The 14,514-nt window shown below is 67.2% G+C and carries 15 protein-coding genes; 8 read left to right on the plus strand and 7 right to left on the minus strand.

What is annotated here, in order from left to right:
* Nucleotides 1–83: 83 nt before the first annotated feature.
* The 7 genes from speE to aroC all read right to left on the minus strand — a co-directional run bounded on the left by speE (nucleotide 84) and on the right by aroC (nucleotide 5,588).
* Nucleotides 84–935: a polyamine aminopropyltransferase gene (speE, locus tag AABM56_RS14610; protein WP_347883432.1), complete on the minus strand. Its 852-nt coding sequence runs from the start codon at nucleotides 933–935 to the stop codon at nucleotides 84–86.
* Nucleotides 936–1,031: 96 nt separating this feature from the next.
* Complete coding sequence (locus AABM56_RS14615; RefSeq protein ID WP_007159012.1) at nucleotides 1,032–1,247, minus strand: PLD nuclease N-terminal domain-containing protein; 216 nt, start codon at nucleotides 1,245–1,247, stop codon at nucleotides 1,032–1,034.
* A gap of 102 nt (nucleotides 1,248–1,349) precedes the next feature.
* Nucleotides 1,350–2,036 carry an acireductone synthase gene (mtnC, locus tag AABM56_RS14620; RefSeq protein WP_133861146.1) on the minus strand — a complete coding sequence of 229 codons (687 nt, stop codon included), beginning with the start codon at nucleotides 2,034–2,036 and terminating at the stop codon, nucleotides 1,350–1,352.
* Nucleotides 2,033–2,584 (minus strand): acireductone dioxygenase, encoded by a 552-nt coding sequence (locus tag AABM56_RS14625; protein WP_133861147.1) that lies wholly within the window; start codon nucleotides 2,582–2,584, stop codon nucleotides 2,033–2,035. Before AABM56_RS14625 ends, mtnC begins: the two co-directional genes overlap by 4 nt.
* Nucleotides 2,581–3,195, minus strand: a complete 615-nt coding sequence (locus AABM56_RS14630) for a methylthioribulose 1-phosphate dehydratase (RefSeq protein WP_133861148.1) — start codon at nucleotides 3,193–3,195, stop codon at nucleotides 2,581–2,583. The genes AABM56_RS14625 and AABM56_RS14630 overlap by 4 nt, the downstream gene beginning before the upstream one ends.
* A 123-nt stretch (nucleotides 3,196–3,318) precedes the next feature.
* Nucleotides 3,319–4,482 (minus strand): MFS transporter, encoded by a 1,164-nt coding sequence (locus AABM56_RS14635; protein ID WP_133861149.1) that lies wholly within the window; start codon nucleotides 4,480–4,482, stop codon nucleotides 3,319–3,321.
* Between the two features lie 14 nt (nucleotides 4,483–4,496).
* Complete coding sequence (gene aroC / locus AABM56_RS14640; protein ID WP_187979723.1) at nucleotides 4,497–5,588, minus strand: chorismate synthase; 1,092 nt, start codon at nucleotides 5,586–5,588, stop codon at nucleotides 4,497–4,499.
* 135 nt (nucleotides 5,589–5,723) lie between these two features.
* Here aroC and AABM56_RS14645 point away from each other — a divergent pair, with 135 nt between their 5' ends.
* The 8 genes from AABM56_RS14645 to AABM56_RS14680 all read left to right on the plus strand — a co-directional run bounded on the left by AABM56_RS14645 (nucleotide 5,724) and on the right by AABM56_RS14680 (nucleotide 14,484).
* Entirely contained in the window at nucleotides 5,724–6,692 is a 969-nt protein-coding gene (locus tag AABM56_RS14645; protein WP_133861151.1) for an alpha/beta hydrolase, read from the plus strand.
* Between the two features lie 43 nt (nucleotides 6,693–6,735).
* Entirely contained in the window at nucleotides 6,736–7,515 is a 780-nt protein-coding gene (locus AABM56_RS14650) for a hypothetical protein (RefSeq protein WP_133861152.1), read from the plus strand.
* A 145-nt stretch (nucleotides 7,516–7,660) separates the two neighbouring features.
* On the plus strand, nucleotides 7,661–10,042 hold the full coding sequence (locus AABM56_RS14655) for a penicillin acylase family protein (RefSeq protein WP_133861153.1): 2,382 nt from the start codon (nucleotides 7,661–7,663) through the stop codon (nucleotides 10,040–10,042).
* A 242-nt stretch (nucleotides 10,043–10,284) separates the two neighbouring features.
* Nucleotides 10,285–11,481, plus strand: a complete 1,197-nt coding sequence (locus AABM56_RS14660; RefSeq protein WP_347883433.1) for a CmpA/NrtA family ABC transporter substrate-binding protein — start codon at nucleotides 10,285–10,287, stop codon at nucleotides 11,479–11,481.
* An 11-nt stretch (nucleotides 11,482–11,492) separates the two neighbouring features.
* On the plus strand, nucleotides 11,493–12,065 hold the full coding sequence (locus tag AABM56_RS14665; RefSeq protein ID WP_027599890.1) for an ANTAR domain-containing response regulator: 573 nt from the start codon (nucleotides 11,493–11,495) through the stop codon (nucleotides 12,063–12,065).
* A 133-nt stretch (nucleotides 12,066–12,198) separates the two neighbouring features.
* Nucleotides 12,199–13,440, plus strand: coding sequence for an alanine transaminase (gene alaC / locus AABM56_RS14670; RefSeq protein WP_347883434.1), 1,242 nt, complete (start codon nucleotides 12,199–12,201; stop codon nucleotides 13,438–13,440).
* A 94-nt stretch (nucleotides 13,441–13,534) separates the two neighbouring features.
* Nucleotides 13,535–13,729, plus strand: coding sequence for a hypothetical protein (locus AABM56_RS14675; RefSeq protein WP_017642174.1), 195 nt, complete (start codon nucleotides 13,535–13,537; stop codon nucleotides 13,727–13,729).
* Nucleotides 13,729–14,484: a hypothetical protein gene (locus tag AABM56_RS14680; RefSeq protein WP_133861156.1), complete on the plus strand. Its 756-nt coding sequence runs from the start codon at nucleotides 13,729–13,731 to the stop codon at nucleotides 14,482–14,484. Before AABM56_RS14675 ends, AABM56_RS14680 begins: the two co-directional genes overlap by 1 nt.
* The last annotated feature ends 30 nt before the right edge of the window (nucleotides 14,485–14,514 follow it).

The following is a 14,514-nucleotide window of genomic DNA, read 5'->3' on the forward strand; positions in this document are numbered from 1 at the left end:
CGGATGATCGTCTCGCTGGACGTCGCTACCGACGCCTGGCGAGTCGCGGCTGAGAACTCGAACGGTGCAGCGACCGCCAGGGCTTACGCCTTGCCGATGGTCTCCAGCACGTATCGAGGTAGAGCAAAGGCTGCGGCATGCAGCTCCGGAGTGTAATAACGGGTCTGGATGCCTGTATCACTGTAGCGCTGCGCCAGGGTTTCGGCATTCTGCCGACGCAAGGTCGAGTCCTTGCTACCCCAGGCCAGGGTCATGACGCCCCCTATGTAAGTAGGCACCGCCGACAGATAAAAGTGCCAATCGGCGAACAGCCCGGACATGCGGCTGGCAGTGGTCTTGACCTCGTCCAGTTGCAGGAACGGAGTACCGTTCTGGGCCACCATCACGCCGCCGTCGTTCAGACAACGATGGCAGGCCTGATAGAAGTTCTCCGAAAAGAGAACCTCGGCCGGTCCGATGGGATCGGTGGAGTCGGAGATGATGACGTCGTAGCGTTCGGTGGTATTGGCGACGAAATTCATGCCGTCGTCGATCACCACCTTCAGCCGCGGGTCGTCGAAGGCGCCTGCCGAGTGACCGGGGAAGTGCTCCTTGCACATCGCCACCACCGAGCCATCGATCTCGACCATGGTGATGTGCTCGACACCCCGGTGCTTGGCCACTTCGCGCAGGATGCCACCGTCGCCACCGCCGATGATGAGCACCCGCCTGGGCGCCGGATGGGCCAGCAGGGGGACGTGGGTGAGCATCTCGTGATAGATGAATTCGTCGGCCTCGGTGGTCTGGATGACGCCATCCAGGGCCATGACCTTGCCCAGCACGGCGTTCTGGAAGATCACCAGGTGCTGATGCTCGGTGCGCACCTCGTGCAGCATGCGCTCGACGGTGAATCGCTGACCGTAGCCGTCGTAGAGGGTTTCCAGGTAGTCGCTCATGTCGATCTCCGCAGGTGGCTGGCCGAGACAGACAATGCCCGGCCAAAAGCCGGGCATTGTAAGAGCTGGATGTGACAGGCTCCAGCGTTGTGCTGGCTAGCCCTTGTGCGTGGGTGCCGTGGCCGAGCGATTGCCGCGGGGTCCGGCGGCAGCCCAGGCGATCAGGCCGATCACCGGCAGCACGATGATGAGCACCGTCCAGCCGATCTTGGCGTTGCTGGTGCTGTCACTGCGGATGACGTTGACGATGGCCCAGATGTCGAGCAGGAAGACGATGAAGCCCAGTACACCGCCGATGGTGGAATTGATCATGTCGCGACTCCCGTTGCGAGGACACAGGTCTCGTCAATTGGGACTGGCGATGAGGGCGTCGAGTTCGGCCGGCTCGCTTGGCAGCGAGGCCGGCCGTGGGCTTCAGGTGAGTCCGGCGAGATCGATGTCGGCAAAGGACGCCACGCACGGATGATCGCCCAGCTGGCCACCGGCACGTACCAGCCCGCAGGTCGGCAGACCGGCCTGGCGCGCGGCATCCAGCTCTTCCACCACATCGGAGAGGAACAGCAGTTCCGCCGGCGCGTGGGTGGTGGCCGAGGCGATGCGCGCATAGGACGCGGCGTCGCGCTTGCCGCCGGTCAGGGTATCGAAATACCCGGAAAACAAAGGCGTGAGATCGCCGTGCTCGGAGCAGCCGAAGATCAGCTTCTGCGCCTGGATCGATCCGGAGGAATAGACGTACAGCGGCAGCCCCGCCGCGTGCCACTGGCGCAGGGCCTGGACGGCGTCGGGATAGACGTGGCCCTTGAGGGTGCCGGCGCGATAGCCCTGCTCCCATACCTGACCCTGCAGCGCCTTGAGCGGTGTGGCCTTGCGGTCGGTGGCGATCCATTCCAGCAGGATGGCGATCACCCGCTCCACGTCGGCGTCCAGCTCGCCGGCTTCGGCGCGCACGGCATCGAGTTGCTCGGCCACCGCCGGCTCTCCGGCATGGGCGCGCACAAGGGCCGGCAGGTGCTCACGGGCATAGGGAAAGAGCACGTCGAAGACGAAGCTGACGGCGCTGGTGGTACCTTCGATATCGGTGAGGATGGCCTTGATCGTCACGCCTCTACCTCCAGGCGCGGGAAGCGCCGGGCGATGTCGACGCCGGTGAAGTGGGCGACCCAGCCATCGGGATTGTCGAACAGGCGGATGGCGACGAAGGACGGCGACTCGCTCATGTCGAACCAGTGCGGCGTACCGGCCGGCACCGAGATGAGGTCGTCCTTCTCGCAGAGCACGGCATAGACCTGGTCGTCGATGTGCAGGGTGAAGAGGCCCTGACCGGCGACGAAGAAGCGCACCTCGTCCTCGTTATGGCGATGCTCTTCGAGGAACTTGGCGCGCAGCGCCTCCTTCTGCGGATGCTCGGGATGCATGCTGATGACGTCGACGGTCTGGTAGCCGCGCTCCTGGATGAGACGATCGATCTCCGGCCGGTAGGCGGCGATCACCTCCTCCTGGCTGGCGCCCGGCGCCACCGGGGCGGTGGCCTGCCAGCGCTCGAAACGCACCCCGACCTCGGCCAGGGTGGCGGCGATGTGGTCGCCATCGCTGATCACCTTCAGCGGCTGGCGCGGTTCGGCATCGTGGTAGACGGTCAGTCGGCTCATGGACGCAGGCTCCGGGTCTTGAGTTCGCATTCGAAGAGGAATTCGAAGGCTTCCACGTGGCGCAGGGCATCGGCCATGCGCGGCCCCCAAGTATAGAGGCCGTGTCCGCGGATCAGGTACCCCACGCAGTCGGGATGCACGTCCAGCCAGGTCTGCACCTGGTCGGCCAGACGCGGGATGTCCTGGTCGTTGTCGAACACCGGGATCTCCACTCGCACGTCGTGGGTGGTGACGCCATGCAGGGCCTTCTGCAGCTCGTAGCCGTCCAGCAGCAGGCGATCGCCTTCGAGCTGGCGCGAGAGCACCGTCGAATTCACCGAATGGGTGTGCAGTACGGCACCGATCTCCGGCTGCCAGCGATAGAGCTGGGTGTGCAGCGCGGTCTCGGCCGAAGGCTTCTTGTCCTCCAGCGGCGTGCCGTCGAGATCGGTGGCGAGCACGTCGTCCAGCTCCAGCTGACCCTTGTGCTTGCCGGAGACGGTCAGCAGCAGGCGACTGTCGGACAGCCGTACCGAATAGTTGCTGCTAGTGGCCGGCGACCAGCCGCGGCCATAGAGGAAGCGACCGGCGTCGATGATTTCCCGGGCCAGTTGCTCACGCTGCTGGATCATGGAGGGTTCTCCTAGGTTCTGTACGAAAAGTCGCCGAGCGATGGTCAGGCGAGGCGAAAAACGCTGAGGAAGCGGAGTTTACGAGAGGTAAATGAGCATTCCGAAGTGTTTTTCAACGAAGCATCACCGAGCGCAGGCACTTTTCGTACTGGACCTAACGGACAAGAGGATGAGGAAGGCGCCTGCCAACGCCGCCAGGGAGGCGCCGGCAAAGGCGGCAAGGGCGCCGGATACCTGCCAGGCATAGCCAGCATACAGCGCGCCCAGCGCACCGCCAGCCCCGGAAAGTGCCGCGTAGAGCGATTGGGCCTGGCCCTGGCGGCGCCGGTCGAAATGGGACTGGACGAACTGGATGGCGGCGGCGTGGAAGCAGGCGAAGGTGGCCGCATGCAGGAGCTGGGCGAACAACAGCACTGGCAACTGGTCGGCCAGGGCGCCCAGCAGCAGCCAGCGCCCGGCGGCGATCAGAAAGGCGCCGACCAGCAGGGTAGTCAGAGCGATCCGCGCCAGCAGTTGCGGCATCACCAGGAAGATCAGCACCTCGGCGACCACGCCCAGCGACCAGAGCTGACCGATGACGCCGCGGCCATAACCGAGTTCTTCCAGATGCAGGGTGAAGACCGTGTAGTAAGGGCCGTGGGACAGCTGCATCAGCGCCGCGGCAGCGAAGAAGGCCAGCACCCGCGGCTGGCGCAGGGTCGTCAGGAAGGGCTCGGCCGGCGCCTCGGGCCGCTGGCCTGGATCGACCTTGACCCCTGGCACCGCCAGCGAGGCCAGCAGAATGATCGCCATCACCAGCAGCAGATAGGCCGGATAGAGATCCAGGCTGACGTATTCGAAGGCCCAGCCGAGCCCCGCCACCGCGGCAATGAAGCCGATCGAGCCCCAGAGGCGGATGCGCGCATAGCGCTGTGGCTGGTCGCGCAAATGGGCCAGGGTGATGGCTTCGAACTGGGGCAGCACCGCGTGCCAGAAGAAGGCATGGCCGGCCATGATCAGCGCCAGCCAGGCGAAGCCCTGGCCGAGGTAGATACCGGAAAAGCACAGCAGGGTGCAGGCGGCGCCGAGGCGGACGATGCTCAGCCGGCGGCCGGTGCGATCGGCCAGCCAGCCCCAGAGGTTGGGCGCCAGTACCCGCATCAGCATGGGGATGGCCACCAGCTGGCCGATGGCGGTGCCGGAAAAGCCCAGGTGGTGGAAGTACAGCCCCAGGTAGGGCGCCGTGGCCCCCAGCAGCGCGAAGTAGGCGAAGTAGAAGCCCGACAGCCGCCAATAGGGAACCGGCATCGTCCGTCCGCGGATCAGAGTTGCGGCAGGGTGGGCGTGTGCACTTTCACCTCGGCGTTCTGCGCACGGTGACGCAACAGGTGATCCATCAGCACCAGGGCCATCATCGCCTCGGCAATGGGCGTGGCGCGGATGCCCACGCAGGGATCGTGGCGACCCTTGGTGATGATATCCACCGGATTGCCATGGACGTCGATGGAGCGCCCCGGAGTGGTGATGCTGGACGTGGCCTTCAGCGCCAGGTGGGCGACGAGGGGCTGACCGGAGGAGATACCGCCCAGCACGCCTCCGGCATTGTTGGACAGGAAGCCCTCCGGGGTCAGCTCGTCACGGTGCTCGGTGCCGCGCTGGGCGACGCTGGCGAAGCCGGCGCCGATCTCGACGCCCTTCACCGCGTTGATGCTCATCAGCGCATAGGCCAGTTCGGCGTCGAGGCGGTCGAAGATCGGCTCGCCCAGACCCGGCGGCACGCCGTCGGCGACCACGGTGATGCGCGCGCCCACCGAGTCCTGATCGCGGCGCAGCTGATCCATGTAGGCCTCCAACTCCGGTACCCGGTCCGGATCGGGGCTGAAGAAGGCGTTTTCTTCCACGCTGTCCCAGGTCTTGAAGGGGATCTCGATGGGGCCCAGTTGACTCATGTAGCCACGCACCCGGATGCCCTGGGTGGCCAGGTACTTCTTGGCGATGGCGCCGGCCGCGACGCGCATGGCGGTTTCCCGCGCCGAGCTGCGACCGCCGCCGCGGTAGTCGCGCAGGCCATACTTGTGGTGGTAGGCGTAGTCGGCATGGGCCGGGCGGAACAGGTCCTTGATCGCCGAGTAGTCCTTGGACTTCTGGTCGGTGTTGCGGATCAGCAGGCCGATGGGGGTACCGGTGGTGACGCCCTCGAAGACCCCGGACAGGATCTCCACCTCGTCCGCTTCCTGGCGCTGGGTGGTGTGGCGGCTGGTGCCGGGCTTGCGCCGATCCAGGTCACGCTGCAGGTCGGCGATGTCCAGGGGCAGTCCGGGTGGGCAACCGTCGACGATGGCGACCAGCGCCGGGCCATGGCTTTCGCCGGCGGTGGTGACGGTAAACAGCGTGCCGAGGGTATTGCCGGACATGCGAGGGCTCCGCGCTACGGGTGAAAGGTATGGATTCAAATTGGGAATGGGCGATTTTACACGCGCCGTGGTCTTTTACACGGATTGTGTGCGGGATAGGCCCCCACACCCCAGCTCTCCGGTGCCCTTCCTGCCATGCGTCTGCTGTTCTCCCTGCTGCTGTGCCTCGCCCTGCCCGCCCTCGCCACGGCGGCCGATCCCGTGCTCTACCGCCCCCTCCAGCTCGACACCGGCAGCGGCGTGCTCAAGGGCAGTCTGATCCTGCCCCGCAGCGAGCGTCCGCAACCGGTGGTGCTCTTCGTTTCCGGCTCGGGCCCCATCGACCGCAATGGCAACGCCCCCGGCGCCCGCAATGCCGCCCTGCAGCGTCTGGCCGAGGCCCTGGGCCGGCAGCGGATCGCCAGCGTGCGCTTCGACAAGCGCGGGGTGGCCGAGAGTCGCGGCGCCGAGCCGGACGAGAGTCGTCTCAGCGTGGAGCGCTATGTCGACGACCTGGTCGGCTGGATCCGGCTGCTGCGCGCCGATCCGCGCTTTTCCAAGGTGGTCCTGCTCGGTCACAGCGAAGGCGCCCTGATCGCCAGCCTGGCCGCCGACCGGGTGCCGGTCGCCGGCGTGGTCACCCTGGCCGGCAGTGGCCGGCCCATCGACGTGGTGCTGCGCGAGCAGCTGGCCGGCAAGCTGTCGCCCGCCGGCCTGGCCAGCGCCCAGTGGATCATCGACCAGTTGCTGCGCGGCACGCCGGTGCCCGAGGTGCCGAAGGAATTGCTGGTGCTGTTCCGTCCCAGCGTCCAGCCCTATCTGATCTCGCTGTTCCGCCAGAATCCGGCCAGGGCCTTTGCCGGCATCCACGCCCCGGCGCTGATCGTCCAGGGTACCCATGACGTGCAGGTGGAGGTGGACGATGCCCGCGCCCTGCAGCGGGCCAAGCCGGATGCCGAACTGGCGATCATTCCCGGCATGAACCACGTGCTGCGCATCGCTCCGGCGGACATTCAGGCGCAACTGCCCACCTACGACAACCCCAACCTGCCGCTGGCCCGCGCGCTGGTCGAGCGCGTGACCGCCTTCGTCGCGCGCTCAGGTTCCCCGCACCCTGGCCGATAAGCCGGCACAGGCGCCCAGGAGGCGCGCCAGCTGGAGTCCGCCCGTGGAAACCCCCGATCAAGCATCGCCGGCCGTCGAAGCCGTCCCCAATGAGCCCCATCCCTGGGCCCGCCTGCCGCCGGAGCGCTTTCAGCTGCTGCGGCTGATGCCGCAGCCGGCGGATCGGCGGGTGGGCGTGCGCCCCCTGCGCTTCGTGCAACTCGGCCTGGTCGAGCGCCATGGCGACGACGAAAGCCTGCTGCGGCTGACGGTGCAGATTCCCGGCCAGCTGCTGCACCGCGAGGTGAACGTGCTGGAGGTCTGGGTCGACCATCGCCTCGGCGAAATCCGCCTGGGCCCCGAACGCGGCCTGCAGATCGAGCCCGAGGAGCGCGGTCTGGGCCGCTTCCTGCTGGCCCGGGCGGCCGCCTGGGCGCGCTTGCGCTGGAACCACTACCGGGTGCAGGACCTGCCCCTGGCGCGCCGCGACGCCCTCGACGAAGACAGCCGCAAGCGCCGCGACCACGTGCTCGGCGCCCAAGGCTTCACCGTCGAGACGGCGGCAGACGACGAGCGCCAGCAGCTCTGCCGGGCGGCCCGGGTCAGCCAGCTGCGCGAGGACTGGAATACCGACAAGGTGCAACTGCTGTCGCTGCTGGACGGCGCCACCCTGCTGGAGCAATGCGATCGGGTGATCGACGAGCGCGATGCCAGTCTGCGCCAGCTGGAGGACCGCATCGCCCTCTATCGTCGTGATGACATCTCTTTGAGATTCGCCATCGGCTGCCTGGCGGTGTTCTGCCTGTTCCAGGCCGCACTGCTGATCTGGATGGCGCTGCGCTGAGCGGTCTGGTGCCGCGCCAGGCGCCTTTCCCGATGACCTGTCGGCAGCGCCCGGACGCCACCCCTCGCCCGAGGCTTGCTCCCCCGGTGGACCCTGCTAACGTAGCCACCCGTTCGCATCCATCCGCTCGGAGTGTCCGCTGTTCATGGTCTCGCCTCTCCCGTTTCGTTCGCGCGCGCCGCTGCGCCTCGCCACTCTCGGCCTGCTGACCGCCCTTGCCGGCTGCCAGTACTTCGCCGAGGAGCCGTCGCCCCGCGGCCAGCCGCAACTCAAGGGCAGCCTGCCGCTGCGCGGTCTGGCGCAGACCGCCTCGGTGCGCCGCAATGCCGACGGCCAGCCGCTGATCGAGACCACCACCTTTCACGATGCCCTCTTCGCCCTCGGCTACGTCCACGCCAGCGAACGCCTGGCGCAGATGGTCGAGCTGCGCCTGCTGGCCCAGGGGCGGCTGGCCGAAGCCTACGGTGAAAGCCGCCTGGACAGCGACAGATTCATGCGTGCCGTGGACCTGCGCAAGGCCGCCCAGGTGGCCTACGGCAACGCCTCGCCGCGGATGAAGACCTTCTTCGAGGTCTATGCCCGGGGTGTCAACGCCTATCTCTATCGCGCCGGCGAGCGGGTCGCGCTGGATGGCCACGACTACCGCGCCGAATACTGGAAAGCCGAAGACAGCGCCCTGCTCTTCGAACTGCTCAACTTCGCCCAGGCGGTGGACCTGCGCAAGGAAACCGCGGCGCTGGCCCTGGCCGCCCAGGTCGGTCCCGAACGCCTGGCCTGGCTCTTGCCCACCTACCCCGACGAACCTCTACCGGAAGAAGAGACCGCCAAGTTGCGCGGCCTGAATCTGCGCGGCCAGCTGCCCGGACTCGACGCCCTGCTGCAGGTCCAGCGGCAATTGGCGGCGCTCGCCCCCTTCGGCGGCCCCACCGGTACCGCCTGGGCCGCCACCCCGGGCCATACCCGCAGCGGTCGCAGCCTGCTCGGCGTCGACAAGGCCAGCGCCTTTGCCGGCCAGTCGCCCTTCACCCTGGTGACCCTGAGGGCGCCGCGCTTCGAGGCCGTGGGCACCACCCTGCCCGGCCTGCCGCTGCTGCTCGACGGCTACAACGGCAAGCTGGCCTGGGGCGCCGCGACCCTGATGGGCGACAGTCAGGACCTCTACCTCGAACGCCTGCAGCGCCAGGGCGGTCGCCTGCAGGTGCAGAGCGGCGGCCAGTGGCAGCCGGCCGGCGAGCGGGTGGAGACCTTTTTCGTCCGCGGTGAAAAGCCGCGGCGCGAGACCCTCTACACCAGTCCGCGCGGTCCGCTGCTGAATCTGGCCCTGGCGCCGGACGCCAACGGCTACGGCCTGGCCCTGCGCAGCAGTCGCCTGGAAGCCGACAAGAGCCTGGACGCCCTCTTCGACCTCACCCGCGCCAAGGACGTGGAGCGCGCCTTCGAACTGGCTCGCGAGCTGCGCGCCAGTGACTGGAATCTGGTATTCGCCGATGCCGAGCATGTCGGCTGGCAGGTGACCGGCCGTTATCCCAATCGCCGCAGCGGCCTGGGGCTGCTGCCCTCGCCCGGCTGGGACGAGCGCTATGCCTGGGATGGCTACGCCGACCCCATGCTGCACCCCTACGATCAGGACCCGGCCCAGGGCTGGCTGGGCGCCGCCAACCAGCGCGTGGTGCCGCGTGGCTACGGCATGCAGCTGTCCAGCAACTGGTCGGGCCCCGAGCGCCAGGAGCGCCTGGCACAACTGGCCGGGCGCTCGGCGCGCCTCGATACCCGCGACGCCATGGCCCTGCAGCAGGACCAGACCACCACCCTGGCCGCCAAGCTCAAGACCCAGCTCGACGCCCCCGGCTTCGCCGCGCCACTGCGCCAGGCCATCGCCGCCCTGCCGGCCACCCAGCGCCAGCAGGCGGAAGAAGCCCTGCGCCGTCTGCAGGGCTTCGACGGTCGCCTGGCCGCCGGCTCCGCGGATGCGGCGCTCTACGAGGCCTTCTTGCAGGCCCTGGCCGAAAAGACCTTCGCCGATGAATTCGGGGGCACCAAGAGCCCGGCCTGGCAGGCCTTCACCACCCTCAGCGACACCGGCTACAACGCCATCGTCGATCATCTCCTGGCCCGTGACGACAGCCCCTATTGGGATGACGTCGGCACGCCTGCCCGTGAAGACAAGCCGGCGATCTTCGCCCGCGCGCTGGCCGGGGCCGTCGAAACCTGCGAGGCCAAGCTGGGCAGCGATCGCGCCGCCTGGCAGTGGGGCCGCTTGCACCGACTGGATGGCAATGCCAGTGGTGGCGACGGCTCGACCCTGGACCTGACCGCCAGCCACTGGGGTGGCGATGATCAGGCCTGGCTGGCGCCGGCGCTGCGCCTGGTGGTGGACTTCGGCCTGGCCGAGCCCCTGCAGGCGAGCCAGGCCGGCACCCCGGGCAAGGGCTGGACCCGCGGCCAATACCAGAGCCTGCCGTTGCAGCCGCAGAATCTGGAGCGCGTCTATGGCCGTGATCGCCTGCTACTGATCCCGCAGAGGTAATCCTCCCCTGGCAACCCGTGACTTGGCGCGGGTTTTGCCCCGTCTCTGGCAGACCTCAGCCGGCGCCCCTCCTCCCGCCGCGCCGCGGACCGCCGCAGAGGCGCTGTCCGGCAGGCGCCGTGGCCGTGAGAGCGCCCGGTGATGGTGCCGTGCCTGTCACCAAAATGGTGCAGGCCCAAGCCGAGACGTCCACAGCGGTGCACAAAGCGGTGCCTGGACGTCCGTCAGCCGCCGGAGACACCATGCCTGCCCAGCCTTCCCCCCACGCCGCGCATCTTTGGGTCGCGGGTTCGGATGCCCCGGAAAAGCCCGAGCTCAATCTGGGCTTCCTGCCCCTGAGCGATGCCGCCTCGCTGATCGTGGCGGCGACCCAGGGCTTTGGCGAACCCCATGGCCTGACACTCAATCTGCACCGCCAGCCCTCCTGGTCGGCGCTGCGCGACAACCTGCTCAATGGCCAGCTCGATGCCGCGCATTGCCTCTATGGCCTGGTCTATGGCGCCCAGCTCGGACTGGGCGGTGCCGCCGCCACGCCGATGGCGGTGCTCATGAGCCTGGCGCAGAACGGTCAGAGCCTCAACCTGGCCCGCAGCCTGACCCGGGAAGGCGTCCGGGATACGGCCTCCCTGGTCGAGCGGATTCGCCAGCCGGATGCCAGGCCGCTGACCCTGGCGCACACCTTTCCCACCGGCACCCATATCTTCTGGCTCTACTACTGGCTCGCCGCCCAGGGCATTCATCCCCTCAAGGACGTGCGTACCGCACTGGTGCCACCGCCGCAGATGCCCGAGCACCTGGCTGCCGGCCGAGTCGACGGCTTCTGCGTCGGCGAACCCTGGGGCGCTGCCGCCGTGGCGCGCGGCCAGGGCTTCACCCTGACCACCACCCAGGCCATCTGGCCGGACCACCCGGAAAAGGTGCTGGCCTGCACCGGCAGCTTCGCCGAGCGCTATCCCAACACCGCCCGGGCGCTGATCCGCACCCTGCTCGATGCCAGCCGCTTCATCGAGGAAAGTCGTGAGAATCGCCTGGGCACCGCCCAGCTGATCAGCGGCGCCGACTATGTGGATACCGATCCGGCGTTGCTCGCCCAGCGCTTTCTCGGTCACTACGAAGACGGCCTCGATGGCCACTGGGAGGACGAGCATCCCCTGGCCTTCCATCGCCAGGGCACGGTCAATCCGCCATACCTGTCCGACGGCCTCTGGTTCCTTACCCAGTTCCGCCGCTGGGGTTTGCTACGCGAGGAGCCGGATTACCTGGCCATCGCCGAGGCTGTGCAATGCACCGAACTGTACCGGCAGGCTGCCACCGACCTCGGTCTGGCGGTGCCGCCGACCCGGCGCCGCAGCACCCTGTTCGACGGTCGCATCTGGGACGGCAGCGATCCGGCCGGTTACGCCCGCAGCTTCGCCATCCACGCGCTCAGCGATCACTAGGGAGAACGACCTTGCGCATCTTGCTCATCGACGACACCCCCAAGCAGGTCGGCCGTCTCAAGGCCGCGCTGATCGAAGCCGGTTTCGAGGTCATCGAGGAATCCGGCCTGACCATCGACCTGCCCGCGCGCATCGAGGCCCTGCGGCCGGACGTCATCCTGTTCGACACCCAATCACCCGGTCGCGACGTCATGGAACAGGTCTGCCTGGTCACCCGCGACCGGCCACGCCCCATCGTCATGTTCACCGACGAGCACGACCCGGCGGTGATGCGCCGGGCCATCCAGTCCGGGGTCAGCGCCTACATCGTCGAGGGCATCCAGACCAGCCGCCTGCAGGCCATCATCGATGTGGCCCGCGCCCGTTTCGAGACCGACCAGGCCCTGCGCGCCGAACTCCAGGCCCGCGAGCAGCAGTTGCTGGAGCGCAAGAAGGTCGACCAGGCCAAGGGCCTGCTGATGAAGATGCGCGGTTGCAGCGAGGACGAGGCCTATACCCTGATGCGCCGCCAGGCCATGAGCAAGCAGCAGAAGCTGATCCAGGTGGCCGACCAGATCATCGCCATGAGCGAATTGCTCGGCTGAGACAGGCCGCGCGGACCAGTCAGATTTTTTCCTCGACAAGCGCAGCGACCTGCGGCTAATGTCCGCGGCAGGTCACCTCCTGTGACCCACGTCGCTCGGACGGTTCCGGGCGCTTACGTACTTCGAGGAACGCATGACTGATTCCAGTCCCGTGCGCCGCTTTGCGCGCATCGATCGCCTGCCCCCCTATGTCTTCAACATCACCGCCGAACTCAAGATGGCCGCGCGCCGTCGCGGGGAGGACATCCTCGACCTGTCCATGGGCAATCCCGACGGTCCGACCCCGCCGCACATCGTCGAGAAGCTCTGCCAGGTCGCCCAGCGCGAAGACACCCACGGCTATTCCAGCTCCAAGGGCATTCCGCGTCTGCGTCGCGCCATCTCCCACTGGTATCGCGACCGTTATCAGGTGGAAATCGATGCCGACAGCGAAGCCATCGTCACGATCGGCTCCAAGGAAGGCCTGGCGCATCTGATGCTGGCCACCCTGGATGCCGGCGACACCGTGCTGGTGCCCAACCCAAGCTATCCGATCCACATCTACGGCGCGGTGATTGCCGGCGCCCAGGTGCGTTCGGTGCCCCTGGTGCAGGGCATGGACTTCTTCGCCGAACTGGAGCGGGCCATCCGCGAGAGCATTCCCAAGCCGAAGATGATGATCCTCGGCTTCCCCTCCAACCCCACCGCCCAGTGCGTGGAGCTGGATTTCTTCGAGCGCGTGGTGGAACTGGCCAAGCGCTACAACGTGCTGGTGGTGCACGACCTGGCCTATGCCGACATCGTCTTCGACGGCTGGCAGGCGCCCTCCATCATGCAGGTGCCCGGCGCCAAGGACATCGCGGTGGAATTCTTCACCCTGTCCAAGAGCTACAACATGGCCGGCTGGCGGATCGGCTTCATGGTCGGCAATCCCGAGCTGGTCGCCGCCCTGGCGCGGATCAAGAGCTATCACGACTATGGGACCTTCACCCCGCTGCAGGTGGCCGCCATCGCCGCCCTGGAGGGCGACCAGCAGTGCGTGCGCGACATCGCCCAGCAGTACCAGCAGCGCCGCGACGTGCTGGTGCGCGGCCTGCATGAAGCCGGCTGGATGGTCGAGAATCCCAAGGCGTCGATGTACGTCTGGGCCAGGATTCCCGAGCCCTATGCCCACCTGGGGTCGCTGGAATTCGCCAAGAAGCTGCTGGCCGAGGCCAAGGTCTGCGTCTCGCCGGGGTTGGGTTTCGGTGACTATGGCGACGACCATGTGCGCTTCGCCCTGATCGAGAACCAGGACCGCATCCGCCAGGCGGTGCGCGGCATCAAGCAGATGTTCCGCGCTGACGGCCTGCTGCCCAAGGCGGCCCCGCGCAAATCCGGCGTCGAGCCGGCCTGAGTCTTCGCCGCGCCGTCGACTGGCGGCGCGGCGAATTCTTGTCAGTCCGGGTGTTCCAAGCTATAAGCGCCTAGTGCATCCCCAGGATATCGTCATGCTGAAAGGCCTGTTCAACCTGCTCAAATCGCCCTCCGCGGACGATCTCAAGCTGGCCGCGAGCATCAACAACTCCTACAAGTCCATGCGCGTGGTCGGCCGCGGCACCCTGCGCATCGATCCGGCGGAGGTCTTCGACTCCCCCGAATTCAAGGAAGACCTGGACCGCGCCCGGCGGCTCATCAACCGCTGATGTTCCTGCTGCTGCTCCTGCCGATCCTGGTCAGTGGCTTTCTCGTCTGCCACAAGCATCCGCTCTATTTCTATCGCCTGCATCGCTACGAGGGCCAGTACCTCTATCTGCAGAGCGCCCGTTTCGGGCTGTTCTGCACCCTGCTCGCCGTGATCCTGCACCTGGGCATCGCCCAAGTCCTGCAGGGCCGCCACTGGTCATGGGGCGCGCGAACCTTCTCTCTCGACTACTTCGCCGGTCTCGCCGAGCTGCTGCGCCGCACCGGCACCCTGGATGACCCGCTGCAGGCCGCCTGGATCCTGGTGGTGACGGTGACCGCCCTGCTGATCCCCGGCGCCTGGGCCGCGCTGGCGCGCTGGACCATCAAGCGCAAGTACGGCCTGAGCGAGGACAACTACCGTACCTTCATCCTCGCCGGGATCCTCAAGGACAGTCCGCTGGACGATCTGCTGATGACCGCCTCCATCAACAGGGAGACGCTGATGCTGACCCTGGAAGAGCGCAAGGTGTATGTCGGTCGTATCACTACCCTCGGCGAGCCTAGCGAAACGGAAGGGGCCGACCAGGACGTCTGCATCAAGCCGATCATGAGTGGCTACCGCGACAAGGACAAACTCTGGGTGACCTTCACCACCCACTATGCGGACAAGGGCAAGGACATCTACCTGACCCTGAAACAGAGCCAGATCGTCTCGGCGACGCGCTTCGATTTCGACGCCTACGAAGCGTTTCGCTCAAGCGTAAGCCGCACCTGATCTGGCTTCGCACGCTTTCTTCAGGGAACG

It is taken from the genome of Pseudomonas aestiva (assembly GCF_039908605.1).
GTDB classification, from domain to species: domain Bacteria; phylum Pseudomonadota; class Gammaproteobacteria; order Pseudomonadales; family Pseudomonadaceae; genus Chryseomonas; species Chryseomonas aestiva.

Bases quoted from the DNA above. Each gene is read 5' to 3' on its own strand.
- speE (WP_347883432.1), bottom strand. From the start codon at position 935: ATGAGCGACTACCTGGAAACCCTCTACGACGGCTACGGTCAGCGATTC.
- AABM56_RS14615 (WP_007159012.1), bottom strand. From the start codon at position 1,247: ATGATCAATTCCACCATCGGCGGTGTACTGGGCTTCATCGTCTTCCTG.
- AABM56_RS14625 (WP_133861147.1), bottom strand. From the start codon at position 2,584: ATGAGCCGACTGACCGTCTACCACGATGCCGAACCGCGCCAGCCGCTG.
- AABM56_RS14630 (WP_133861148.1), bottom strand. From the start codon at position 3,195: ATGATCCAGCAGCGTGAGCAACTGGCCCGGGAAATCATCGACGCCGGT.
- AABM56_RS14635 (WP_133861149.1), bottom strand. From the start codon at position 4,482: ATGCCGGTTCCCTATTGGCGGCTGTCGGGCTTCTACTTCGCCTACTTC.
- aroC (WP_187979723.1), bottom strand. From the start codon at position 5,588: ATGTCCGGCAATACCCTCGGCACGCTGTTTACCGTCACCACCGCCGGC.
- AABM56_RS14645 (WP_133861151.1), top strand. From the start codon at position 5,724: ATGCGTCTGCTGTTCTCCCTGCTGCTGTGCCTCGCCCTGCCCGCCCTC.
- AABM56_RS14655 (WP_133861153.1), top strand. From the start codon at position 7,661: ATGGTCTCGCCTCTCCCGTTTCGTTCGCGCGCGCCGCTGCGCCTCGCC.
- AABM56_RS14660 (WP_347883433.1), top strand. From the start codon at position 10,285: ATGCCTGCCCAGCCTTCCCCCCACGCCGCGCATCTTTGGGTCGCGGGT.
- alaC (WP_347883434.1), top strand. From the start codon at position 12,199: ATGACTGATTCCAGTCCCGTGCGCCGCTTTGCGCGCATCGATCGCCTG.
- AABM56_RS14675 (WP_017642174.1), top strand. From the start codon at position 13,535: ATGCTGAAAGGCCTGTTCAACCTGCTCAAATCGCCCTCCGCGGACGAT.
- AABM56_RS14680 (WP_133861156.1), top strand. From the start codon at position 13,729: ATGTTCCTGCTGCTGCTCCTGCCGATCCTGGTCAGTGGCTTTCTCGTC.